The organism is Shinella sp. Sh6, from assembly GCF_055392685.1.
Window position 1 is genome coordinate 2307152 of record NZ_AP044005.1, and the last position, 21803, is coordinate 2328954.

Below are 21803 nucleotides of genomic sequence, written 5' to 3' on the forward strand. Positions count from 1 at the left end.
GCCCCGGCAGCAAGGGAACCTGTCCGGCCGGGCACTCCTTTCCGGCGGACCATTGGAGGGGAAGTCCATGGAAGCATTGATGCCTATCATCACGCAGCTCATCGCCGGCGCCATCGGGGGCAACGTCGCCGGCGCGGCCCTCAAGCAGGCCGCCGTGAGCGCGATCGTCCGCACCATCGTCGGCGCCATCGGCGGTGTCGGCGGCGGCCTTCTCCTGCAGATGCTCGGCGGTGAAGCCGGCCTCAGCGGCCTCGTTGCCGACGGCATCGGCGGCCTTGTCGGCGGCGGCGTGCTGACCGCCATCGTCGGCGCCGTGCTCGGCAAGAAATAGGCAGCGCCCGTTCGCTGAAAGGAAAAGGCGGCCCGAAAGGCCGCCTTTGTCTTGTGGCGGCGCCCTGTCCCCCCATTCTTTCAAGTTGATTGTTCCGCCTGTTACGGTCTAACCAGAAAACGGGCAGGATCGCCGCTGGACTGGCGCCATCGGGGACCTGGAACGAAAAAGCACGCGGGGACGGCAGCGCATGAAAGGAAATGACAACGTGGCCCGACAGATGCCGGACAAGAACGGCATGGGCGAGTTGCACGAAGATGCCATGACGGGCGACGGCCGCATCGATTTCGAGATCATCGAAGGCCTGTTCTTCGCCTATCGCGACTTCATTTCCGATCCCGACGCGATCCTGGAAAAGAGCGGCTTCGGCCGCGCGCACCACCGGGTCGTGCACTTCGTCAACCGCGAGCCCGGCATGACGGTCGCCGACCTCCTCGACACGCTGAAGATCACCAAGCAGAGCCTCGCCCGCGTCTTGAAGCAGCTCATCGATTCCGGCTATATCCAGCAGGTGGCCGGCCCCGAGGACCGCCGCCAGCGCAAGCTCTATCCCACGCGCACGGGACGGGAACTGGCGCTTGCGCTCGCAGAGCCGCAATCCCGCCGCATCGCCCGTGCATTCGAGGACATGGATGGGGACGACCGCCGGGCGGTGGTCCGCTTCCTGAGCGGCATGCAGAACGCCAAGAGCGAGTAAGGTTCGAGGAGGCCGAGACGATGACCGCTGCCGGCACGCCCAACGACGACGCATCCCATCTCCTCGTCGTCGACGACGACACCCGCATCCGCGATCTCCTGAACCGCTACCTGAAGGACCAGGGTTTTCGCGTGACCGTCGCGGGCGACGCCGACGAGGCCCGGCGCAAGCTGCGCGGCCTCGATTTCGACCTCATCATCATGGACGTGATGATGCCCGGCGAAAGCGGCCTGTCGCTGACGAAGAGCCTGCGCGAGATCCGCCCCGTGCCCATCCTCATGCTGACGGCGCTCGCCGAATCCAAAGCCCGCATCGAGGGCCTGGAGGCCGGCGCCGACGACTATCTCTCCAAGCCTTTCGAGCCGCGCGAACTGGTGCTGCGCATCAACAACATCCTCAAGCGCAACGCCTCGCCCGCCGCCCCGAAGATCGAGCAGGTCATGTTCGGCCCCTATACCTTCTCCATCGTGCGCAAGGAGCTGAAGCGCGGCGCCGAGCCGATCCGCCTCACCGACCGCGAGCAGGACATCATGCTGCTCTTCGCCCAGCGCGCCGGCGAGACCATTCCGCGCCACGAGCTGATCGGCGAGGAGACGGAGGTCGGCGAGCGCACCATCGACGTGCAGATCAACCGCCTGCGCCGCAAGATCGAGGACGACCCCTCCAATCCCGTCTGGCTGCAGACGGTGCGCGGCATCGGCTATCGCCTCAGCGTGGAACAGGGGTGAGCGTGGAGCGGGGCGGCATGCGGGGACACCCCCCTCTGCCCTGCCGGGCATCTCCCCCACAAGGGGGGAGATTGATCGTGGCACCGCCTTGCCCCAAGCCGATCTCCCCCCTTGTGGGGGAGATGCCCGGCAGGGCAGAGGGGGGTAAGCCTCCGCACATCATACCGGAGCCCCGCCGATGAGCCTCTTCTCCACCTTCCGCCGCGACATCGAGCGTGCGCCGCGGGCCGGCTGGAAACGGTTCACCCGCTGGCTGCGCCACCAGATGCCGACGGGGCTCTATGCGCGCTCGCTGCTCATCATCATCCTGCCGATGGTGCTGCTGCAGGCGGTGGTGGCTTTCGTCTTCATGGAGCGGCACTGGCAACTCGTCACGCAGCGCCTGTCCATGGCCGTCACGCGCGACATCGCCGCCATCATCGACCTCATCGAGACCTACCCGCAGGACGCCAACTACACCGAGATCACCCGCATCGCCCGCGAGCGGCTGGAGCTCATCATCTCCATCGAGCCGGGCAAGGACCTGCCGCCGCCGCGCAGCAAGCCCTTCTTCAACATCCTCGACGAGATCCTGAGCGAAGAGATCGTCCGCCAGATCCGCCGCCCGTTCTGGATCGACACGGTGGGCGAAAGCAATCTCGTCGAGATCCGCATCCTGCTCGACAACAAGATCCTGCGCGTCTACGCCCGCCGCAACCAGGCCTATGCCTCGAACACCCATATCTTCATCCTGTGGATGGTCGGCGCGTCGCTGGTGCTGATCGGCATCTCGATCCTGTTCCTGCGCGGCCAGATCCGCCCGATCCTCACGCTGGCGCAGGCGGCCGAGAGCTTCGGCAAGGGCCAGAAGATGCCGGACAACTTCGCGCCGCGCGGCGCCGACGAGGTCCGTCGCGCCGGCCTTGCCTTCATCCTGATGCGCGAGCGCATCGAGCGGCAGATGGAGCAGCGCACGGCGATGCTCACCGGCGTCAGCCATGATCTGCGCACCATTCTCACCCGCTTCAAGCTGCAGCTCGCGCTCGCCGGCAACAATCCCGACCTGCAGGGCCTCAACAAGGATGTCGAAGACATGCAGACCATGCTTGAGGGCTATCTGTCCTTCGCGCGCGGGGATGCCGAGGAAGACGTCGGCGAAGTGCGCCTTTCCGACCTCTTCGACCGGCTGGCGATGGAGGCCGAGCTGCACGAGCGCGTCTTCTCCTACGGGATCGACGGCGAGGATGCGGTTCTGGTGCGTCCGAATGCCTTCCGCCGCCTCGTCGGCAACCTCGTTTCCAATGCGCTGCGCTATGCGAAGACCGTGCGGGTGGAGGCGCGCCACCGCGCCAAGTGGCTGACGATCACCATCGACGACGACGGCCCCGGCATTCCGGAAAAGGCGCGCGAGGACGTCTTCAAGCCCTTCTTCCGGCTCGACGAGGCGCGCAACCTCGACGCCTCCGGCACCGGTCTCGGCCTTGCCATTGCCCTCGACATCGCCCGCAGCCACGGCGGCGACGTCACGCTTTCCGATAGTCCGATGGGGGGCCTGCGCGCGACGATCCGCGTGCCGGCCTGATCAGCACATCTTCCTGCCGTTCGGCACGGTCTGGCCGACGCCGGCCAGGATGATCGCGCCCGTCTCGTCCTCGAAGCCGAGCGTCAGCACTTCCGAGCGCACCGGGCCGATCTGCCGCGGCGGGAAGTTGACCACCGCCAGCACCTGCCGGCCGACAAGCTCCTCCAGCGTATAGTGCACGGTGATCTGCGCGGAGGATTTCTTCGTGCCGATCTCCGGGCCGAAATCGATCAGCAACCTGTAGGCGGGCTTGCGCGCCTCGGGAAAGGGCAGCGCCTCGACGATGGTGCCGACGCGGATGTCGACCCGCTCGAAATCGGCATAGGTGATGGTGTCGGTCATGAAAACGGTCTCCGTATCGAAGCCCCTCATCCGCCTGCCGGCACCTTCTCCCCGCAAGCGGGGCGAAGGAGATATGCCGCTTCGGTTTCCTCTACCAATGCGACTCGTAAGGCACGTCCCCTCTCCCCGCTTGCGGGGAGAGGGTTAGGGTGAGGGGCAGACAAGCCCAGAGCTGAAAAGGATCAGCCCGCCAGTTCCTCGGCGCGCTTGCGCGCAGCCGCGATGGCCTTGTCGAAGAGCGGCTGCATGCCGTCCTCGGCCATCAGCACGGAAAGCGCAGCGGCGGTGGTGCCGCCGGGCGAGGTCACGTTCTGGCGCAGCCGGCTGGCGGCGTCGGGGGACTGGTGAAGCAGTTCACCAGCCCCCGCGACGGTTTCCCGTGCGAGTCGCATGGCGAGGTCCGCCGGCAGGCCCGCTTTGCGTCCTGCCTCTGCCATGCACTCGACGAGATAAAAGACATAAGCCGGGCCGCTGCCCGAGACCGCCGTGACGGCGTCGATGTCCCCTTCGGTCGCGACCCATTCGACCGGGCCGCTCACCTTGAGCAGGGAATGCACGAAATCGCGCTGCCCTTCGGAAACGCGTTCGTTGGCGAAAGCGCCCGTGACGCCGCGGCCGATCATGGCCGGCGTGTTCGGCATGGCGCGCACGACGGCGGCCGGACCGAGATGGCTTTCGAGATTGGCGACGGTCTTGCCGGCGGCGACCGAGACGACCACCGTCTCCGGCCCGACGAGCCCCTTCAGCGGCGGCAGGATCTGGTCCATCACCTGCGGCTTGACCGCGAGGAAGAGGACGCCGGCCTTGAGGCCTTCCGGCGCCGCCGTCTCGTGGCGCGCGCCGTTGCCGGAGATCAGCTCGGCCATGGCCGGCGACGGGCCGGGATCGATGACGAGGACGGAGGAGCCGGAAATGCCGTTCTTCAGCCAACCGGCGAGCATCGCGCCGCCCATGTTCCCGGCACCGATGAGGACGATGGGACCCGAACCAGCAGCCGCCATGCTTACGCCTCTCCGACCGTTTCGAACAGCACCGCGTCGACCGCGGCTTGCGCATCCATGCCGGACCAGACGACGAACTGGAACGCCTGGAAATAGGCTTCGCAGGTTTCCAGCGCGCTCGAAAGCAGCACCTCGACCTGCCGGTTCGTCGGCTCCGCCCCGCCTGCCAGCAGCAGCGACTGGCGGAAGATCACGACGTCCTCGCGGCGCCAGAGGTCGAAATGCCCCATGAGCACCTGGCCGTTCACATGCGAGAGCAGGCTGTGCACCTCGTTGACGCGGCTTTCGGGGACCTTGATGTCGAAGGCGCAGGCAAGGTGCAGCGCCTCGAACTCTTCCATCCAGGAGAAGGAGACGTGGTAGTCCGTCCACTTGCCCTCGACGGTCATCGCGATCTCGTCTTCGCCCGCGCGCTCGAACGCCCAGTCGTTATTGGCCGCGACGAACTCGATCATGTCGACCGGGTTGGACTGACGCCCGATATCCAATTCCATAAGGCTCATGCATCACCTTCAAGGCCGGAAGGCATGCGCCGTCGCGCTCACACACGCGACGCGGCAAACCATACTCCGGATACAACACTGAATGATTGCTCGGCACTTGGCGCAATCTGGACGACTTACCCTGCCCGAACCTTGCGCTGCCCGTCTCGAATCATCATTTAAAATCAGTGTATAACGGCGGAGTCACGACGCCAGCCCCCGCCCCGGTGTTTTCCCCGGCCGGTTGTGGAAAGCGCTTTGCAAAAAGATTCAGGTCGGACGCTTAAGAGACTCTGCGCAAAGGGCTTTTCGGAAGTGTCCACAGGGGTAAAAATTTTATTAAAAAAAACGGTTGGCGCGATGTGAATCACGCCAACCGAGTCCTGTCGGGGCAAAGGCGTGCCGGAACGGCTCAATCCTTGCCGGCAAGGCGCGCTTCCAGCGCCTCGATGCGCTTCAAAAGCGCCTCGTTCTCGTCGCGCGCCTTGATCGCCATTTCGCGCACCGCCTCGAATTCCTCGCGCTTGACGAGGTCCATGCCGTTGAAGAAGCGCTCGGCCTGCGCGCGGAACATGGTCTCAGCCTCCTTGCGCACGCCCTGGGCGGCGCCGGCGGCATCGGTCATCAGCTTGGCGAAGTCGTCGAGAATGCGGTTCGCGCCGGTGGTCATGGTCTGCCCTCCTGGGGTCTGGATGCCTCTTTCGGGCCTTTCGCCCGCGTCCTGAACCTGAGGTAGGGTCTTGCAGCCCCGCTTGCAAGCGGATTCCGGTGGATCGTTCCCGCTTGCGGGCGGGCACATCGGCGCTCGGCGATTTATCGCCTTGACCCTGCCGTAAGCCATCGCCATCTTCCGCGCGAAAAAGGAATATCCCGATCTTGACGAACATCGCCCAGCTTTTCGCCATCATGCCCTATCCCGAGATCGACCCGATCGCCTTCTCGGTCGGGCCCGTCGACGTCCACTGGTACGGCATCGCCTATGTCGTCGGCATCATGCTCGGCTGGTTCTATGCCCGGCGCCTGATCGAGACGCCGCGGCTATGGGCGGGCGAAGCGCCGATGAGCCGCGTGCAGCTCGACGATTTCCTCGTCTGGGCCGCCGTCGGCATCATCCTCGGCGGGCGCATCGGCTATATCCTCTTCTACGATTTCCCGAACGTCGCGGCCGAGCCGCTCCGCGCGATCCAGATCTGGAACGGCGGTATGTCCTTCCACGGCGGCTTCGCCGGCACGACGCTCGCCATGCTGCTCTTCGCGCGGCGCCACCGCATCCCCGTCTGGAGCCTGTTCGACATCGTCGCCGCCGTCGTGCCGATCGGCCTCTTCTTCGGCCGCATCGCCAATTTCGTGAACGGCGAGCTGTGGGGCCGCCTTTCCGATGCGCCCTGGGCGGTGGTCTTCCCGCAGGCCGGCCCCTTCGCCCGCCATCCGAGCCAGCTCTATGAAGCCGGCCTCGAAGGCATCGTGCTTCTGGCGGTGCTGGCGCTCGCCATCTGGCGCTTCGGCGCGCTGAAGCGTCCCGGCCTCGTCACCGGCCTCTTCGTCTGCGGCTATGCGCTGTCGCGCATCACGGTGGAGTTCTTCCGCGAGCCGGACGCGCAGCTCGGCTATCTCTACGGCGGCTGGCTGACGATGGGCATGCTCCTGTCGCTGCCGATGCTCGCCGTCGGCGTCTGGGCGATCGTCCGCGCCCGTGCGGCTGCGCCGAAGAACGCCTGAGCCCGCCCATGCCGACGCCCCTCGCCCGCAAGATCAAGGCGCTGATCCGCACCAACGGCCCCATTAGCCTCACCGACTATTTCGCCCTGTGCCTCGCCGACCCCGATTACGGCTATTACCGCACGCGCGATCCCTTCGGCACGGCCGGCGACTTCGTCACCGCCCCGGAGGTCAGCCAGCTCTTCGGCGAGATGCTCGGCGTCTTCCTCGTCCACGCCTGGCAGAAGCACGGCGGGCCGGCGGAGGTGCGCATCGCCGAGATCGGCCCCGGCCGCGGCACGATGATGGCCGACATGCTGCGCGTCATATCGAAGCTGGCTCCGCAGCTCTACGAGAGCGCGACCTTCCACCTCGTCGAGACGAGCCCGAAGCTGCGCGCCGTCCAGCACGAGACGCTCGGCACCCACGCCTCCCGCGTCGCCTGGCACGACAGTTTCGAGGAACTGCCGGACGGCTTCGTGCTGCTCGCCGCAAACGAGCTCTTCGACGCCATTCCCATCCGCCAGTTCGTCAAGACCGCCTCCGGCTTCCGCGAGCGCATGGTCGGCCTCGATGCGGATGACGAGCTGACTTTCGCCGCGGGCGTCGCCGGCATCGACCCGGCGCTCCTGCCGGAAAACCACAAGGCCGTGGCGAACGGCACGATCTTCGAGATCGCCCCGGCCCGCGAGGCGGTCATGGCGACGATCGGCGAGCGCATCGCCCGCTTCGGCGGCACGGCGGTGATCATCGACTACGGCCATTTCGTCACCGGCTTCGGCGATACGCTCCAGGCGGTGCTGAAACACGACTTCGACCCGCCGCTCGCCCATCCGGGCGAAGCGGACCTGACGAGCCATGTCGATTTCGAGCGCCTTGCCGGCGCGGCCGCCGCCGCCGGGCTCCATGTCCACGGCATGCTGCACCAGGGCGATTTCCTTGTCGGCCTCGGCATCGGCGAGCGGGCCTCCGCGCTCGGGCGCCACCGCGACGAGGCGACGCAGGCCGCCATCCTTGCCGACATCGACCGGCTCGCCGGTTCCGGCGCGGGCAAAATGGGCGATCTTTTCAAGGTCTTGGCCGTCGGCAGCGCGCCGCTTGCGCTCTTTCCCTTCCGCCAGCCGGATTGACACGCCCGAAAAGGCCGGACAACATCCGGCCCGATTTGCACCCCGCATGCCCCGGCGACATCCTTGCCCGGCGGCCCGTTCCAAGCCAGCCGAGAGACCATGACCGACCAGGCGCTCCCCTCCCCGATCGAAAGCCCGCTTCTGGCGGAGCGCGCCGGCCATGCGGCGCGCCACGGCTTCTTCACCCGCGCGGGCGGCGTCTCGGAAGGCATCTACCGCGGGCTCAATGTCGGCCTCGGCTCGAAGGACGAGCGCGAAAGGGTCGAGGAGAACCGCGCCCGGGTCGCCCGCTGGTTCTCCGTCACGCCGGACCGGCTCGCGACCGTCCATCAGGTCCATTCGCCGGACGTCGTGCTGGTCGACGAGAACTACGACGGCGCACGCCCCCAGGCCGATGCCATGGTAAGCGTCACGCCCGGCATGGTGCTCGGCGTTCTTTCTGCCGATTGCGGCCCGATCCTCTTCTGCGACCCCGAGGCCCGCGTCGCGGGCGCCGCCCATGCCGGCTGGAAGGGCGCGCTCTACGGCGTGCTGGAAAGCACCATCGCCGCCATGGAACGGCTCGGCGCAAAAAGGGAAAACATCCTCGCCAGCCTCGGCCCCTCCATCGGCCGGCACAATTACGAGGTCGGCCCGGAATTCGTGGAGCGATTCCTGTCGGTCGACAAGGACTACGGGCGCTATTTCACGCTATCCGACAAGCCCGGCCATGCCATGTTCGACCTGCCGAGCCTGACGACGCAGCGCCTTGCGGATGCCGGGGTGACGGCCGAGAACCTCGACATCTGCACCTATCCGGACGAGGACCGCTTCTTCTCCTACCGGCGCACCGTGCACCGGCAGGAACCCGACTACGGCCGCCAGATTTCGGCGATCATGATAAGGGGCTGAATGCCCGAAAAGACGAGGGAGACACCCATGGCCTTTCACTTCGACAGCGAGGAATATGCCAACCGGCTCCAGCGCCTGACCTCCCGGATGCGGGAGGAGAAGATCGACGCCATGCTGCTCTTCTCGCAGGAGAGCATGTACTGGCTGACCGGCTACGACACCTTCGGCTACTGCTTCTTCCAGACGCTGGTGGTCAAGGCGAACGGCGAGATGGTGCTGCTCACGCGCTCGGCGGACCTGCGCCAGGCCCGGCGCACCTCCACTATCGAGAAGATCGAGATCTGGATCGACCGCGTCAACGCGGACCCGACCATGGACCTCAAAAACCTTCTCTCCGACCTCGACCTCCTCGGCTGCCGCATCGGCGTCGAATACGACACGCACGGCCTCACCGGCCGCAATGCGCGCCTCCTCGACAACCAGTTGCAGAGCTTCGGCGAGATCGTCGACGCCTCCGCCCTCGTCAGCCGCCTGCGCCTCATCAAGAGCCCGGCGGAGATCGCCTATGTCGAGCGCGCCGCCGCGCTCTCCGACGACGCGCTCGACGCCGCCCTGCCGCTGATCGTGCCCGGCGGCGACGAGGCGGCGATCCTCGCCGCGCTGCAGAATGCCGTGCTTGCCGGCGGCGGCGACTACGCGGCCAACGAATTCGTCATCGGCTCGGGGGCGGACGCCCTGCTCTGCCGCTCGAAATCCGGCCGGCGGCGGCTCGATGCGAACGACCAGCTCACCCTCGAATGGTCCGGCGTCTGCGCACGCTACCACGCGCCGATGATGCGCACCGCCATCATCGGTGAGGCGAGCAACCGCCACCGCGAGCTCTACAGCGCCTGCCGCGAGGCCATGCAGGCGATGGAGATGGTGCTGCGCCCCGGCAATACCTTCGGCACCGTCTTCGAGACCTTCGCCCGCATCGTCGACGAGCGCGGCCTTGCCCGCCACCGGCTCAACACCTGCGGCTATTCCGTCGGCGCGCGCTTTGCCCCGTCCTGGATGGACCCGCAGATGTTCCTGATGGGCAATCCGCAGGAGATCGAGCCGAACATGGCGCTCTTCGTCCACACGATCCTGCTCGATTCCGACAGCAACACCGCCATGACGCTCGGCCAGACCTACCTCACCACCACCGATACGCCCCGCCCGCTCTCGCGCTACGGGCTGGATTTCATCGAGGCCTGACCCGCAACACCCTGTAATTGACAGGGGCCGGCCGGGCACCCATAAATCGTTGCGGGGAACGGAGGAGGCGAAAATGCCTCCCTGAGGACACGGGACGATGACGATGCACACGCTGATGAAGCGGCTGGCGCTGGTCGGCCTCATCGCCACACTCGCCGGCTGCAACAGCACGGATGCGCTGATTCCGCGCGTCGATGTCGGCAGCAACAGTTTCAACTCGCCGCCGGTCACGCAGGGCGATCTCGACCAGATGAGCGCCGAGACGAGCCCGGTCACCACCATGCCGGTGGCGACCGCCCAGCAGACCGCCTTTGCCGATATGTCCGGCCTCGACGGCGCCGGCGGCTCGACGGGCCGCGACACGGCGGGCACGCTGCAGGGCCAGGCCGATGCGCTCGCGCGCAACCGGGCGGCGGCAAATACCGACACCGAAATGGCGAGCACCGCGACCCGGCGCTCGCTGGCCGCCGAGGAAGCCTCCGAAGGCACGTCGGACGTCGCCGCGCTGCCGCGCGCCTCCGCCACGGGCGGCGAGACGATCCGCTTCCTGCCGATCATCGGCGCGCCGGTTGAGGCCGTCACGCCGCTCTCCAGGCGGCTCGGCGCGGAAGCCCGCTCGAGCGGGCTGACGATCCGCAGCGCCTCGGACACCTCCACGAAATATATCCTGAAAGGCTATTTCTCGGCCATGAACGATAGCGGCAAGACCACCGTCGTCTATGTCTGGGACGTGCTCGACGGCAGCGGCGCGCGCCTGCACCGCATCCAGGGCCAGGAGACCGTGTCCGGAACGGCGGCCGATCCATGGGCGGCCGTGCCGGCCGGAACGATGGAGGGCATCGCCCGCAAGACCATCCGCCAATATCTCGACTGGCGCGGTTCGCTGCCCGGTTAGCGAAGGGGAAACGGTAAATCGCGGGGAAATGCGAAGAATCGCTTTTTCGAACCGGCAAAGCCCTTGCATTCGCGGATTGAGCCGCTTAAACGCCCCCCTATCAGCATAATCACAGGCGGACCATAGATGAAGGTTTTCGCGGGCAATTCGAACCGGCTACTCGCCGAAGCGATCTGCAATTATCTGAATGTCCCGCTCGGCCGTGCCACGGTCAGACGCTTCGCAGACCAGGAAATCTTCGTTGAAATCCAGGAGAACGTGCGCGGCGAGGACGTCTTCGTCGTCCAGTCGACGTCGTTCCCGACCAACGACCACCTGATGGAACTCCTGATCATGATCGATGCGATCCGCCGCTCCTCGGCGCGCCGCATCACGGCCGTGCTTCCCTATTTCGGCTATGCCCGCCAGGACCGGAAGCCCGGCCCGCGCACGCCGATCTCGGCCAAGCTCGTCGCCAACCTCATCACCGAGGCCGGCGCCGACCGCGTGCTGACGCTGGACCTGCATGCCGGCCAGATCCAGGGCTTCTTCGACATCCCGACCGACAACCTCTACGCCATACCGATCCTCGCGCGTGACGTGAAGGAGAACTACGGCCTCAAGAACGTCATGGTCGTGTCGCCGGACGTCGGCGGCGTGGTGCGCGCCCGTGCGCTCGCCAAGCGTCTCGACTGCCAGCTGGCGATCGTCGACAAGCGCCGCGAGCGCGCCGGCGAATCCGAGGTCATGAACGTCATCGGCGACGTCACCGGCAAGGACTGTCTGCTGATCGACGACATCGTCGATTCGGGCGGCACGCTGTGCAACGCGGCCGAGGCCCTTCTGAAAAACGGCGCGACCAGCGTCACCGCCTATATCACGCACGGCGTGCTCTCGGGCGGCGCCGTGGCGCGCGTCACCTCCTCCAAGCTCAAGGAGCTGGTGATCACCGACTCGATCCAGCCGACCACGGCCGTCCAGTCGGCGCACAATATCCGCGTCATCACGACCGCCAACCTGCTCGGCGAGGCGATCAACCGCACCAGCGCGGAAGAATCGGTCTCCAGCCTCTTCGACTGAGCCACCCTTTCGGGCCTGCGCATGCCTTCCGGCCGCGCAGGCTCTCCCTCCGCCATCCCCTGCTTTTTGCCCGCGCCCCGATATCGGGGTCTTTGTTTTTACGCTAGGGTCGACGCGGTTTGATCAGGAGAGCCCCATGATTTCGATATCGCCCTTCCTATGCCGGATGGCGGGACGCATCGCCATCCTCCTTGCCGCCGGCGCCGCGCTGGCGGCCTGCTCGGTCGAGGTCGACGAAGGGGGCGGCGGCTATCGCCCGCGTCCGCGCCCGCAAGCCTGCACGATGGAATATCTTCCCGTGTGCGGCGCGCGCGGCCATGACCAGCAGACCTTCGCCAATGCCTGCGAGGCGCGTTCGAGCGGCTACCGGGTCGTCGGGCGCGGCGAATGCCGCGGCGGCGGACGGCCGGATCCCTATCCGGGGGAAGGCCGCGCCTGCACGCGGGAATATGCGCCGGTCTGCGGCGCGAACGGCCGCGACCGGCAGACGTTCGCCAATGCCTGCGAAGCGCGCAAGAGCGGCTACGACGTCATCGGCAACGGCGAATGCCAGGCACGCCGGCCGGACGGCGACCGCGACCGCCCGGATTGGCGCGACCGTGACCGCGACCGCGGCGGCCAGAAGGTCTGCACGATGGAATACCGGCCTGTCTGCGGCCAGCGCGGCCGCGATATCCGGACGTTCGGCAATGCCTGCTCGGCGGATGCCGAGGGTTACCGGGTCGTCAGCCCCGGCGAATGCCGCGGCTGACGGGCGATACACGGCCTGAAGCGAAACCCCGCCGCGCACACGGCGGGGTTTTTCTTTGGCCGCCCGCCGCGATGAAACGGGAAAACCCTGTTCCCAAGCCCGATGCGGCCTGTTACGACTGCGCATCCCTTTCCAGTATCGATCCTGCCATGCTTCGTGATTTTTCCGCCCAAGCCCTTTTCATGGGCCTGCTCACCGCCTTTGTCGGTTTTGCCAGCTCCTTCGCCGTCGTGCTGCACGGCCTCACCGGCGTCGGGGCGAGCGAGGCGCAGGCCGCCTCCGGCCTGATGGCCCTTTCCGTCTCGATGGGCATCTGCGCCATCGTCCTCAGCACGGTCACGCGCTTGCCCGTCTCCATCGCCTGGTCGACGCCGGGCGCGGCGCTGCTGGCAAGCTCCGGCGCGGTGGAAGGCGGCTTTGCGACGGCGGTGGGCGGGTTCCTCGTCTGCGCGGCGCTGATCGTCGTCGCGGGCCTGTGGAAGCCGCTCGGCCGCATGGTCGCCGCCATCCCGGCGACGCTCGCCAACGCCATGCTCTCCGGCGTGCTGATCGGCCTGTGCTTCGCGCCGGTCAAGGCCGTCGCCTTCGACCCGAGGCTGGGCCTTCCCATCGTGCTCGCCTGGGCGCTCGTCGGCAGCATCAACCGGCTCTATGCGGTGCCGGCGGCGCTCCTCGCCTTCATCGGCGTGCTCGCCTTCGGCGTCGACATTCCGGCGAGCGCGCTCGCCGGCCTTGCGGATTCCCTGCTACCGAGGCCCGAATTCGTGGCGCCCGCCTTCACCGTGGCCGGCCTCGTCGGCATCGCGCTGCCGCTCTTCATCGTCACCATGGCCTCGCAGAACATTCCCGGCATCGCCGTGCTGAAGGTCAACGACTATACGCCCAATCCCGGCCCGCTGTTCGCCACGACCGGCCTCTTCTCGCTGTTCTCCGCGCCCTTCGGCGGCCACGCCGTCAACCTTGCGGCCATCACCGCCGCCATGTGCGCCGGTTCCGACGCTCATCCCGATCCCGCCAAGCGCTACTGGGCGGCGATCAATGCGGGCATCTTCTACGTGATCTTCGGCCTTGCCGCCGGCGCCGTCACGGCCTTCGTCAGCCTCGCCCCGCCGATCCTCATCGAGGCGGTGGCAGGCCTTGCGCTGATCAGCGCCTTCGCCGCCTCCGCGCTCAATGCCTTCCGCGAGCCGGAAAGCCGCGAGGCGGCGGCGGTGACCTTCCTCGTCACCGCCTCGGGCGTGTCGCTCGCCGGCATTTCCGGCGCGTTCTGGGGGCTCGTCGCCGGCGGGCTGATGCTGGCGCTCGCCCGCTTCACGGTCAGGCGCCGCGCCTGAAAGCTATTGCTGGAAGGGCAGCGGCTGGCCGTTGATCAGCACCTTGCCGTCCTCGCCGACCGCCACGTCCCAGACCTGCGCGCCGCCGCCGCCATCGCGCGCCAGCCCCTTCATCATCAGGAGCACGAAGGACGCCTGCCCGAATTCCGGCACGGTGGCGGCGTTCTTCTGGAGATAGGCGACCGTCTTGTCGAAGTCGCGCATGGTGATCGTCACCGCGGCGCTGTGGCGGTCCTTGTCGTCGGGATAGACCAGCATCTTGCCGGTAAGATGCACGTCGTAGATCGGCGAGACGGCGGAGACGTCCTCGAATTCCACCGTCATCTTTCCATCCGGCAGGACGATCCGGCCGATCTCCCGGCTCTGTTCGTCGGTCAGCGGCTGCGCCCTGGTGAAATCCGCATGGTCGACGAAGTAGTCGACGGCGCCGGCAAGGTCGAGATCGGTGACGGCGACCTTGAAGGAGGCCCGCTCCGGCACCGCCTCCGCGAAGGCGGCGGGCAGGATGCCGGCCGGCGGCTTCGGCTTCTCCACGCCGACGCCGAAGCCGAGGCGGGTGGAATGGGCAATGCCGTTCATGGCGATATCGTAGGTGATGGCGTCGGCGCCGAAGGTGCCCTTCTCCGTGCCGACCGTGACGTTCGAGGCGCGGATATTCTCCGTCAGGTTGTCGAAGACCGGCAGGGCGTCACGCAGCAATCCCTTCAGCCGCTCGGCATCGGCCGCCTCCAGCCGCTCGGCCTTCAGGTGGTCGAGCACGAAGAAGGTGAGGTCCTGCACCACCTTGTAGCGCGCGCCGTCCATGCTTACGTCGATATCGACGGTGTCGGCGCCGATATCGACCCGGCCACCCTGCCCGCCGGTGACCGTCTCGGCAAAGGCCTTCATCATGCCCGTGCTCGTCACGTCGAGCAGGCCTTCGGCCTTCTTCTCGGCCGCAACGCGCATGGCCGTCTCGCCGAAGCTCGCCGTGACGCTCTCCTGCGGCGAGGTGCTGGTGAAGGTGAGCCTGCGCGCCGCCCAGTCGGCGGAGGTGAAGTAGAGGATTTCCGGATCGTAGATCCCGTCGAGCTTCATCGAATCGATGACATAGGAGAACGTGTTCTTCCCGGGCGCGGCATCGACCGTGCCCTTGATGTCGAAACTGTCGTTCGCCTCGACATGGTAGGTGCCCTCCGGCATCGGCCTCAGATAGGTCGTCATCGGCTTCAGGCCGTCGATCGTCAACGGCCCCGCCTTCGCCTTGTCGAGAAGGATGGCCGGATCGAAGCGCAATTCGTAGAAGGAGGTCGCCGCCCGCACCGTCACGAGGCCGGCATCGACCATCTCCTTCGGCAGGTAGCGGGTGAGCTTCTGCTGGAGGCTTTCGGCCTCGGACGGCGTGACCTGCTGGGAGAAGGCCGGGCTTGCGGAAAGAAGGGCAAGGGCGGCCGAGGCCATCAGGATCTGTCGTCTCATTCTATGGCCTCCATTGCCGAACCGAAGCATACGAGCATCCAATCGCAGGGCCGCCGTGTCAATCCGGCCGCGGGCCTTGCATTTTGGGGCGTTCTCGGTTATCGAGCCCCCGTCCGCGTAGACACCCTTGGAGGCACCGCGGATGAGGCTTTCCAAAATCCTCACGTTTTGCGCGGCCGGCGAATGCCGATCCGTGAAGAACGCTCCAGTAACAGACGAAAGAAAAAGCCATGAGCCACGATACCTACGAACTCAAGGCCGAAACGCGCGAACGGGTTGGTAAGGGGTCCTCCCGTGAACTTCGCCGCAACGGTCTTATTCCCGCAGTCATTTACGGCGACAAGCAGGCCCCCCTCGCCATCGCCATCTCCACCAAGGAAGTGACCCAGCGCATCCATGCCGGCGGCTTCAAGACGACCGTCGCCACGATCGACGTCAACGGCGAGAAGATCCGCGTCCTGCCGAAGGACTACCAGCTGGATCCGGTCCGCGACTTCACGATGCATGTCGACTTCCTGCGCGTTTCGGGCAACACCCACGTCGTGGTCGAAGTTCCGGTTCACTTCGTCAACGAAGAGAAGTCCCCGGGCATCAAGGCCGGCGGCGTCCTGAACGTCGTTCGCCACGCTGTCGAGCTGCACGCCCTTGCCGGCGACATCCCGGAATTCATCACGGCTGACCTCGCAGGCCTCAAGGTCGGCGACGGCGTCCACATCTCGCACGTCAAGCTGCCGAAGGGCACGAGCCCGGTCATCGCCGACCGTGACTTCACGATCGCCACGATCGCCGTTCCGGCTGCCGGCGTGAAGGAAGAAGAAGCGGAAGCGACCGAGGAATAATCCTCCTCGCAGCGCAGTTCCCGGAAAACCCCGCCTCCCCGGATGCGGGGTTTTTCTTTGCCCGCCGTCCGCCACTACCGTTGCGGGAGGCTTGAATCACCAACACTTTTCCGGATCGGTATTTCAGCAACATTTAAGACTTTGGTGAAAGGCTGTGCGCTTGAAATGACGAAAGCCAAGAGGGGCGTCATGGGCAGGCTTTGCATGCAGGCAGAAGGGCAACCGGCATGAAAGTGCATTCGGTGGAAAGCCGCTTCATCGCCATCGTCATCGGCGCCCTGCTCGTCTTCGTCGCGCCGTTGTTCGTGCTCTTCCTCATCCTGTCCTCCGACCGCGTGGCCCGCGAGCGGCTGGAAAACACCGACGTTCTGCTGAAAGCCAATGTCCAGGCGCTCGGCAAGCCGCTGTGGGATTTCGACAAGGAGAGCATCGACCAGATCGTCACCACGCTGCAGGCCGATGCCGACATCGGCTTCGTGCGGGTGCAGGACACGTCGGACGTCATCGACATCCGCCAGCCCGACACGCCGCCCGATCCGGACGAAGCCCGCTCCATCGTCACCACCGATATCTTCCACCGCACGAGCGACGGCCTCCAGAAGGTGGGCACCGCGGAGATCTGGCTGAAGAAGCAGGGCATCTTCTCGCGCTTCTCCAAGGACGAGATGACGATCTTCGCCATCTTCTTCTTCGCCGTGGCGACGCTCTTCATCGCCGCGCTCATCGGCAACCGCATCACCATCATCCGGCCGCTGATGCGCCTGACCGCGGCGATCGAGGCGACCCGCCGGCTCGGCTCGCGCCACCACGTCGACTGGACCTCGAACGACGAGATGGGCGCGCTCGCCCACAACTTCAACGAGATGCAGAGCAAGCTGGAGCGCGAGGAGAACGAGCTGAAACGCGCGCATGCCCGCGCCACCGACATCTACAACCTCACGCCGGCCATGCTGTTCTCCATCGACGCGGAGAACCGCATCACCGCCGTCAGCGACTACTGGCTGAAGGCGACCGGCTACGAGCGCAGCCGGGTGATCGGCCGGGACTTCACCGATTTCGTCGACGAGGGCTGCCGCGAGACCTATCGCAGCCGCCATGCGGCAAGCGGACAGGAAGACGGCATCGTCGAGGTGACGCTCCGCTTCCGCTGCGCCGACGACGGCCTCATCGACGTGCTGATCCTGGAGACCGGCATGGCGGGGAGCAGCGGCCGGCAGCCGCTCTCGCTCTCGGTCATGACGGACGTGACGGACCTCAAGGAAGCGGAGAACCGCAACCACCGCCAGGCGATCACCGACCACCTGACGGGCCTCTTCAACCGGCAGGGCTTCGAATCCGTCCTCGACGAGCTGATCGTGGAGGCCGACCGGCGCGGCCACCAGCTCGCCTGCCTCTTCGTCGACCTCGACCGCTTCAAGTGGATCAACGACAATCTCGGCCATGCCAGCGGCGACGACGTGCTGTGCCAGGTGGCGATGCGCCTGCGCCGCCAGCTTCGCACCGACGACGTAATCGCCCGGCTCGGCGGCGACGAGTTCGCCATCCTGCTCAGCGCGCCGAATGCCCGACAGCTCGCCCTCGACGTCAGCGACCGGCTTGTCGCGAGCCTCAAGCCCGCCCTCTTCGTCAACGGCGCGGAGCTGCATGTCAGCGCCAGCATCGGCGTCGCGGTCTATCCCGACCATGCCGGCACGGCCGCCTGCCTCATCCAGAAATCCGACATGGCCATGTATGCGCGCAAGCGCGGCGGCAAGAACGGCGTGCAGGTCTTCGACAACAACATGGTCGACATCGCCCGCCGGCGCCTGGAGATCGAGCAGTTCATCGACCAGGGCCTGCGCGAGGACTGGTTCACCGTCCACCTCCAGCCGATCGTCGGCCTCGCCGACGGGCGCGTGTCGGGCTTCGAGGCGCTGATGCGCCTTTCCCACCCCGAGCGCGGCATCCTGCCGCCGGCCGAGATCGTCGGCGTCGCCGAGGAGAACGGCTCCATCGGCCGCATCGGCGAGCGCATCCTGTCGAAGGCGCTTGCAAGCCTTGCCGCCATCTCGCGCCTGGAAGGAATGAACGAGACCTATCTGGCGGTGAACTTCTCGCCCCTGCAGTTCGAGGCGACCCTGCCCGCACGCCTTGCCGCCCAGCTGCTCGAAAACGGCATTACGCCCTCGCGCATCGTCGTCGAGATCACCGAGGCCGTGCTGATGCTCGACAATCCCGTGGTGCGGGAAGTGCTCGACGCGCTCTCCGACCTCGGCTGCCGCATCGCGCTCGACGATTTCGGCACCGGCTATTCCTCGCTGAGCTACCTCAACCGCTTCCCGGTCGATATCGTCAAGGTGGACCAGTCCTTCACCCGCTCGCTCTCCTCCGAGCAGCCGGACGTGCGCCGCAAGAGCCGCATGCTGGTGGAAGGCATCCGCACCATCTCGCACCAGATGGGCTGCGCCGTGGTCGCGGAGGGCATCGAGACGGAGGAGCAATGGAACATCCTCCAGAACATGCATATCGAGTTCGGCCAGGGCTATCTCCTCAGCAGGCCCCTGCCGCTTGACGCGCTTCTGGAAAAGTTGGACCAATTCGCCATGCCGGACAGCCCCGGGCGCCGGGCCGCGGCGTCCTGAAACGGAAGGGGACGGGAAGATGAAGACGCTGCTTTTGACGCTCTGCCTGTCCCTTGCCGCCTTTTCCGCACCGCGCGCCGAGACCGTCCATTTCGTCACCGAGGAATACGCCCCCTTCAACTATTCGAAGGACGGCCGGATCACCGGCATCGCCGTCGAGCAGGTCGAGGCGATGGCGAAGGCCGCCGGCATCGACTACACGCTGGAGATCATGCCCTGGGCGCGCGCCTTCGCGCTGGCGGAGAAGCAGCCGATGCACTGCGTCTTCACCACGGGCTACAACCGCGAGCGCGCCGGCCGCTTCGTCTGGATCAATCCGCTGCTGAAGGACCAGATGGTCCTCCTCAAGCGCAAGGACGACGGGCGCGACGGGCTGACGCTCGCCGAGGCGATGGAGCTCAAGGTGGGCTCGCAGCGCGACGACTTCGCCGTCGAGGCCCTGTCGCTGATGGGCTTCAAGAACATCGACCTTGCGACCGACATCGACCTGACGGTGAGGAAGCTTCTTTCCGGCCGCATCGACCTGATGCCGACCTCCATCAAGACCTACCGCAAGATGGTCAAGGACGGCCTGCCGGTGGAAAAGGCGATGATGATGGCCGGGCAGGTCTACGGCATCGCCTGCCAGAAGGACATGCCGCACGCCATCGTCGAGCGCCTGCAGGCCGAGCTCGACAAACTCATCCTCAACGGCGAGCAGGACCGCATCTTCACCGCCTACGGCCTGCCGCCGAACGCGCGCACGGCGGAAAACGACGCCGGGAAATGACCGCGGACGGTTGACTTCCGCCCGCATTCGCGCTGGTGAAGGGGAAAGACATTCCCAGGGCGGAGCAATCCATGCTGATCATCGCCGGGCTCGGCAATCCGGGCGCAAAATATGCGGGCAACCGCCACAATATCGGTTTCATGGCGCTCGACGCCATCCACCGCAAGAACCCGTTCTCGCCCTGGTCGAAGAAGTTCAAGGCGGAGATTTCCGAGGGCGAGCTTGCCGGCGAGAAGGTGCTGCTCGTCAAGCCGCAGACCTTCATGAACCTCTCGGGCGAAGCGGTCGGCGAGGCCATGCGCTTCTACAAGCTCGCGCCGAAGGACATCGTCGCCATCTACGACGAGCTCGACCTTGCCCCCGGCAAGGCGCGCATCAAGGTCGGCGGCGGCCATGGCGGGCACAACGGCATCAAGTCGCTCGATGCCCATTGCGGCAGGGACTACCGGCGCCTGCGCCTCGGCATCGGCCATCCGGGCGTGAAGGAACTCGTCACCCACCATGTGCTCGGCGATTTTGCGAAAGTCGACCATACCTGGCTCGACCCGCTGCTCGACGAACTCGCCCTCAACGCCGCCATGCTGGTGCGCGGCGAGGATTCGCAGCTCATGAACAAGCTGGCGCTTGCTACCGGCGGCAAGCCGGAAGCCGAGGCAGCACCGGCGAAGAAGCCCGCCGCCCAGTCCCACATCCGCCCCGCCCGCAACCACGCCCAGCCGAAGATCCTGCCCGCAAGCGGCCCGATGGCCGAGATGCTGAAGAAGCTGCTTGGCGGGAAAGACGAATAGCTTGCGGGTGACGATTGCCCCTCACCCTAACCCTCTCCCCGCAAGCGGGGAGAGGGGACATGCCCCACGAACGAGTCTTGTTTGGGAAAAGAGGGCGGCATACCCCTTCTCCCCGCTTGCGGGGAGAGCGACTGTCTTTGTGGTCAAGCGTTTTTCCATGGTTTACCGTCGCGGATGATTGCGTTGAGGATGGTGAGGAGTTTTCGCATTGTCGCGACGATGGCGACGATCTTCGGCTTGCCGGCAGCCACGAGCCTGTCGCGGAAAGCCTTGAGGACCGGGTTGTGACGGGACGCCACGAGGGCGGCCATGAAGAGCACGGCGCGCACCTTGCCGCGACCGCCGCCGATGAAGCTCCTGCCTCGCCATTTGCCCGATTGCCGCGTGAACGGCGCGATCCCCGCCAGTGAGGCGATCTGGCGCCGATCGAGCGTGCCGAGTTCGGGCATCTCGGCAATCAGCGTGCGGGCGGTGGTCGGCCCGACACCCGGCACAGACGTCAGAAGCGCCTCGCGCACCCGCCACAAGGGCGACTTGCGAATACGGCCGTCGAGCTCGTCGTCCAGGCTTGCAAGTTCGTGCCGGAGCGCGGCAAGCAGGCGCTTGATGCTCTTCTGTGTCTCCTTCGTCTGCGCCATCCGTGCCCGGTTCTCTTCCGCCGTGATCATCTGCACGATCTGGCGGCGGCGCGACACGATGGCCGAGAAGGCTTCACTCTCCTCATCGCGCAACGGCCGGATATCCGGTTTCGTCGCCGCCACGAAGGCTGCGATCACCGCCGCGTCGATCGGGTCGGTCTTGGCACGTTTGCCCAGCGCATTGGCATAGGAACGAACCTGCGCCGGATTGACCACGACAACGGCAAGGCCGGCCGATGACAGGCCCGCAGCCGCAAGCATCTCGTAACCGCCGGTCGCTTCCAGCGCCACGACATCGGCCTTTGCCTCTCGCAGCCGGGTGATCAGTCCATCCACGCCGGCATGGTCGTTGCCGACAAGGAAACTGTCACCGGCCGGAAGAACATGCACATCCAGCCGGTCCTTCGAAACATCAATGCCAACGATCACGTCCATCCTGTCCCATCCTTGCCTAAGCGGGCTTCGCATGCGCGAGCGGCCCTGGCGACTGTTCGGGTTCGATGGAACGGCGGATGAAGACCCAGGCTCTCCCACGGGCTTGGTGTCCCAAAGGTGCTGCGGTCTCTCATCCGCCACCGCAATCGGCAGTACAACGCCAATCCCGGGCAAAG

At 66.2% G+C, this 21803-nt stretch carries 22 protein-coding genes; 16 read left to right on the forward strand and 6 right to left on the reverse strand.

The window, feature by feature from the left end:
* Positions 1-67 precede the first annotated feature (67 nt).
* The 4 genes from ACZ5TO_RS11145 to ACZ5TO_RS11160 all read left to right on the forward strand — a co-directional run bounded on the left by ACZ5TO_RS11145 (position 68) and on the right by ACZ5TO_RS11160 (position 3317).
* Complete coding sequence (locus ACZ5TO_RS11145) at positions 68-331, forward strand: hypothetical protein (protein ID WP_184143394.1); 264 nt, start codon at positions 68-70, stop codon at positions 329-331.
* A gap of 220 nt (positions 332-551) precedes the next feature.
* Complete coding sequence (locus ACZ5TO_RS11150; RefSeq protein ID WP_464800380.1) at positions 552-1028, forward strand: MarR family winged helix-turn-helix transcriptional regulator; 477 nt, start codon at positions 552-554, stop codon at positions 1026-1028.
* 20 nt (positions 1029-1048) lie between these two features.
* On the forward strand, positions 1049-1756 hold the full coding sequence (locus tag ACZ5TO_RS11155) for a response regulator (RefSeq protein WP_184143396.1): 708 nt from the start codon (positions 1049-1051) through the stop codon (positions 1754-1756).
* 178 nt (positions 1757-1934) lie between these two features.
* Entirely contained in the window at positions 1935-3317 is a 1383-nt protein-coding gene (locus tag ACZ5TO_RS11160) for an ATP-binding protein (RefSeq protein ID WP_464798132.1), read from the forward strand.
* Here the strand turns inward: ACZ5TO_RS11160 and ACZ5TO_RS11165 are convergent, their stop codons facing one another.
* From ACZ5TO_RS11165 to ACZ5TO_RS11180, 4 genes are all read right to left on the reverse strand, one after another.
* Positions 3318-3659, reverse strand: coding sequence for a tRNA-binding protein (locus ACZ5TO_RS11165; RefSeq protein WP_464798133.1), 342 nt, complete (start codon positions 3657-3659; stop codon positions 3318-3320). It abuts the gene before it with no gap.
* Between the two features lie 182 nt (positions 3660-3841).
* Positions 3842-4660, reverse strand: coding sequence for a pyrroline-5-carboxylate reductase (gene proC / locus ACZ5TO_RS11170; RefSeq protein WP_464798134.1), 819 nt, complete (start codon positions 4658-4660; stop codon positions 3842-3844).
* Positions 4661-4662: 2 nt separating this feature from the next.
* Complete coding sequence (locus ACZ5TO_RS11175) at positions 4663-5163, reverse strand: type III secretion system chaperone family protein (protein ID WP_184143404.1); 501 nt, start codon at positions 5161-5163, stop codon at positions 4663-4665.
* A 391-nt stretch (positions 5164-5554) separates the two neighbouring features.
* Positions 5555-5812 carry an accessory factor UbiK family protein gene (locus tag ACZ5TO_RS11180; protein WP_184143406.1) on the reverse strand — a complete coding sequence of 86 codons (258 nt, stop codon included), beginning with the start codon at positions 5810-5812 and terminating at the stop codon, positions 5555-5557.
* Positions 5813-6048: 236 nt separating this feature from the next.
* On the opposite strand from ACZ5TO_RS11180, the gene lgt reads away from it, so the two are divergent.
* The 8 genes from lgt to ACZ5TO_RS11220 all read left to right on the forward strand — a co-directional run bounded on the left by lgt (position 6049) and on the right by ACZ5TO_RS11220 (position 14079).
* Positions 6049-6861, forward strand: a complete 813-nt coding sequence (gene lgt / locus ACZ5TO_RS11185; protein WP_464800381.1) for a prolipoprotein diacylglyceryl transferase — start codon at positions 6049-6051, stop codon at positions 6859-6861.
* Positions 6862-6869: 8 nt separating this feature from the next.
* The gene (locus ACZ5TO_RS11190) at positions 6870-7970 is read left to right on the forward strand and encodes a class I SAM-dependent methyltransferase (protein ID WP_464798135.1); all 1101 of its coding nucleotides are present in this window, start codon (positions 6870-6872) and stop codon (positions 7968-7970) included.
* A gap of 99 nt (positions 7971-8069) precedes the next feature.
* The gene (pgeF, locus tag ACZ5TO_RS11195) at positions 8070-8861 is read left to right on the forward strand and encodes a peptidoglycan editing factor PgeF (protein ID WP_464798136.1); all 792 of its coding nucleotides are present in this window, start codon (positions 8070-8072) and stop codon (positions 8859-8861) included.
* 27 nt (positions 8862-8888) lie between these two features.
* Positions 8889-10040: a M24 family metallopeptidase gene (locus tag ACZ5TO_RS11200; RefSeq protein WP_464798137.1), complete on the forward strand. Its 1152-nt coding sequence runs from the start codon at positions 8889-8891 to the stop codon at positions 10038-10040.
* Between the two features lie 103 nt (positions 10041-10143).
* Positions 10144-10935, forward strand: a complete 792-nt coding sequence (locus ACZ5TO_RS11205) for a hypothetical protein (RefSeq protein WP_464800382.1) — start codon at positions 10144-10146, stop codon at positions 10933-10935.
* Between the two features lie 126 nt (positions 10936-11061).
* Positions 11062-11994 carry a ribose-phosphate pyrophosphokinase gene (locus tag ACZ5TO_RS11210; RefSeq protein WP_464798138.1) on the forward strand — a complete coding sequence of 311 codons (933 nt, stop codon included), beginning with the start codon at positions 11062-11064 and terminating at the stop codon, positions 11992-11994.
* A 136-nt stretch (positions 11995-12130) separates the two neighbouring features.
* Positions 12131-12745, forward strand: a complete 615-nt coding sequence (locus ACZ5TO_RS11215) for a Kazal-type serine protease inhibitor family protein (protein WP_464798139.1) — start codon at positions 12131-12133, stop codon at positions 12743-12745.
* Positions 12746-12894: 149 nt separating this feature from the next.
* Positions 12895-14079, forward strand: a complete 1185-nt coding sequence (locus ACZ5TO_RS11220) for a benzoate/H(+) symporter BenE family transporter (protein WP_464798140.1) — start codon at positions 12895-12897, stop codon at positions 14077-14079.
* A gap of 3 nt (positions 14080-14082) precedes the next feature.
* On the opposite strand, the gene ACZ5TO_RS11225 is transcribed toward ACZ5TO_RS11220, so the two are convergent.
* Positions 14083-15537 (reverse strand): hypothetical protein, encoded by a 1455-nt coding sequence (locus ACZ5TO_RS11225; RefSeq protein WP_464798141.1) that lies wholly within the window; start codon positions 15535-15537, stop codon positions 14083-14085.
* A 230-nt stretch (positions 15538-15767) separates the two neighbouring features.
* Between ACZ5TO_RS11225 and ACZ5TO_RS11230 the strand changes: the two genes are divergently transcribed.
* The 4 genes from ACZ5TO_RS11230 to pth all read left to right on the forward strand — a co-directional run bounded on the left by ACZ5TO_RS11230 (position 15768) and on the right by pth (position 20554).
* Positions 15768-16376 carry a 50S ribosomal protein L25/general stress protein Ctc gene (locus ACZ5TO_RS11230; RefSeq protein WP_184143422.1) on the forward strand — a complete coding sequence of 203 codons (609 nt, stop codon included), beginning with the start codon at positions 15768-15770 and terminating at the stop codon, positions 16374-16376.
* Between the two features lie 227 nt (positions 16377-16603).
* On the forward strand, positions 16604-18997 hold the full coding sequence (locus ACZ5TO_RS11235) for a putative bifunctional diguanylate cyclase/phosphodiesterase (protein ID WP_464798142.1): 2394 nt from the start codon (positions 16604-16606) through the stop codon (positions 18995-18997).
* Between the two features lie 19 nt (positions 18998-19016).
* Complete coding sequence (locus ACZ5TO_RS11240) at positions 19017-19766, forward strand: substrate-binding periplasmic protein (RefSeq protein ID WP_184143426.1); 750 nt, start codon at positions 19017-19019, stop codon at positions 19764-19766.
* Between the two features lie 71 nt (positions 19767-19837).
* Entirely contained in the window at positions 19838-20554 is a 717-nt protein-coding gene (gene pth, locus ACZ5TO_RS11245) for an aminoacyl-tRNA hydrolase (protein ID WP_464798143.1), read from the forward strand.
* Positions 20555-20697: 143 nt separating this feature from the next.
* On the opposite strand, the gene ACZ5TO_RS11250 is transcribed toward pth, so the two are convergent.
* Positions 20698-21627 carry an IS110 family RNA-guided transposase gene (locus ACZ5TO_RS11250; protein ID WP_464798050.1) on the reverse strand — a complete coding sequence of 310 codons (930 nt, stop codon included), beginning with the start codon at positions 21625-21627 and terminating at the stop codon, positions 20698-20700.
* Positions 21628-21803 lie beyond the last annotated feature (176 nt).

Bases quoted from the DNA above. Each gene is read 5' to 3' on its own strand.
- ACZ5TO_RS11145 (WP_184143394.1), top strand. From the start codon at position 68: ATGGAAGCATTGATGCCTATCATCACGCAGCTCATCGCCGGCGCCATC.
- ACZ5TO_RS11150 (WP_464800380.1), top strand. From the start codon at position 552: ATGCCGGACAAGAACGGCATGGGCGAGTTGCACGAAGATGCCATGACG.
- ACZ5TO_RS11155 (WP_184143396.1), top strand. From the start codon at position 1,049: ATGACCGCTGCCGGCACGCCCAACGACGACGCATCCCATCTCCTCGTC.
- ACZ5TO_RS11160 (WP_464798132.1), top strand. From the start codon at position 1,935: ATGAGCCTCTTCTCCACCTTCCGCCGCGACATCGAGCGTGCGCCGCGG.
- ACZ5TO_RS11165 (WP_464798133.1), bottom strand. From the start codon at position 3,659: ATGACCGACACCATCACCTATGCCGATTTCGAGCGGGTCGACATCCGC.
- proC (WP_464798134.1), bottom strand. From the start codon at position 4,660: ATGGCGGCTGCTGGTTCGGGTCCCATCGTCCTCATCGGTGCCGGGAAC.
- ACZ5TO_RS11175 (WP_184143404.1), bottom strand. From the start codon at position 5,163: ATGAGCCTTATGGAATTGGATATCGGGCGTCAGTCCAACCCGGTCGAC.
- ACZ5TO_RS11180 (WP_184143406.1), bottom strand. From the start codon at position 5,812: ATGACCACCGGCGCGAACCGCATTCTCGACGACTTCGCCAAGCTGATG.
- lgt (WP_464800381.1), top strand. From the start codon at position 6,049: ATGCCCTATCCCGAGATCGACCCGATCGCCTTCTCGGTCGGGCCCGTC.
- ACZ5TO_RS11190 (WP_464798135.1), top strand. From the start codon at position 6,870: ATGCCGACGCCCCTCGCCCGCAAGATCAAGGCGCTGATCCGCACCAAC.
- pgeF (WP_464798136.1), top strand. From the start codon at position 8,070: ATGACCGACCAGGCGCTCCCCTCCCCGATCGAAAGCCCGCTTCTGGCG.
- ACZ5TO_RS11200 (WP_464798137.1), top strand. From the start codon at position 8,889: ATGGCCTTTCACTTCGACAGCGAGGAATATGCCAACCGGCTCCAGCGC.
- ACZ5TO_RS11205 (WP_464800382.1), top strand. From the start codon at position 10,144: ATGCACACGCTGATGAAGCGGCTGGCGCTGGTCGGCCTCATCGCCACA.
- ACZ5TO_RS11210 (WP_464798138.1), top strand. From the start codon at position 11,062: ATGAAGGTTTTCGCGGGCAATTCGAACCGGCTACTCGCCGAAGCGATC.
- ACZ5TO_RS11215 (WP_464798139.1), top strand. From the start codon at position 12,131: ATGATTTCGATATCGCCCTTCCTATGCCGGATGGCGGGACGCATCGCC.
- ACZ5TO_RS11220 (WP_464798140.1), top strand. From the start codon at position 12,895: ATGCTTCGTGATTTTTCCGCCCAAGCCCTTTTCATGGGCCTGCTCACC.
- ACZ5TO_RS11225 (WP_464798141.1), bottom strand. From the start codon at position 15,537: ATGAGACGACAGATCCTGATGGCCTCGGCCGCCCTTGCCCTTCTTTCC.
- ACZ5TO_RS11230 (WP_184143422.1), top strand. From the start codon at position 15,768: ATGAGCCACGATACCTACGAACTCAAGGCCGAAACGCGCGAACGGGTT.
- ACZ5TO_RS11235 (WP_464798142.1), top strand. From the start codon at position 16,604: ATGAAAGTGCATTCGGTGGAAAGCCGCTTCATCGCCATCGTCATCGGC.
- ACZ5TO_RS11240 (WP_184143426.1), top strand. From the start codon at position 19,017: ATGAAGACGCTGCTTTTGACGCTCTGCCTGTCCCTTGCCGCCTTTTCC.
- pth (WP_464798143.1), top strand. From the start codon at position 19,838: ATGCTGATCATCGCCGGGCTCGGCAATCCGGGCGCAAAATATGCGGGC.
- ACZ5TO_RS11250 (WP_464798050.1), bottom strand. From the start codon at position 21,627: ATGGACGTGATCGTTGGCATTGATGTTTCGAAGGACCGGCTGGATGTG.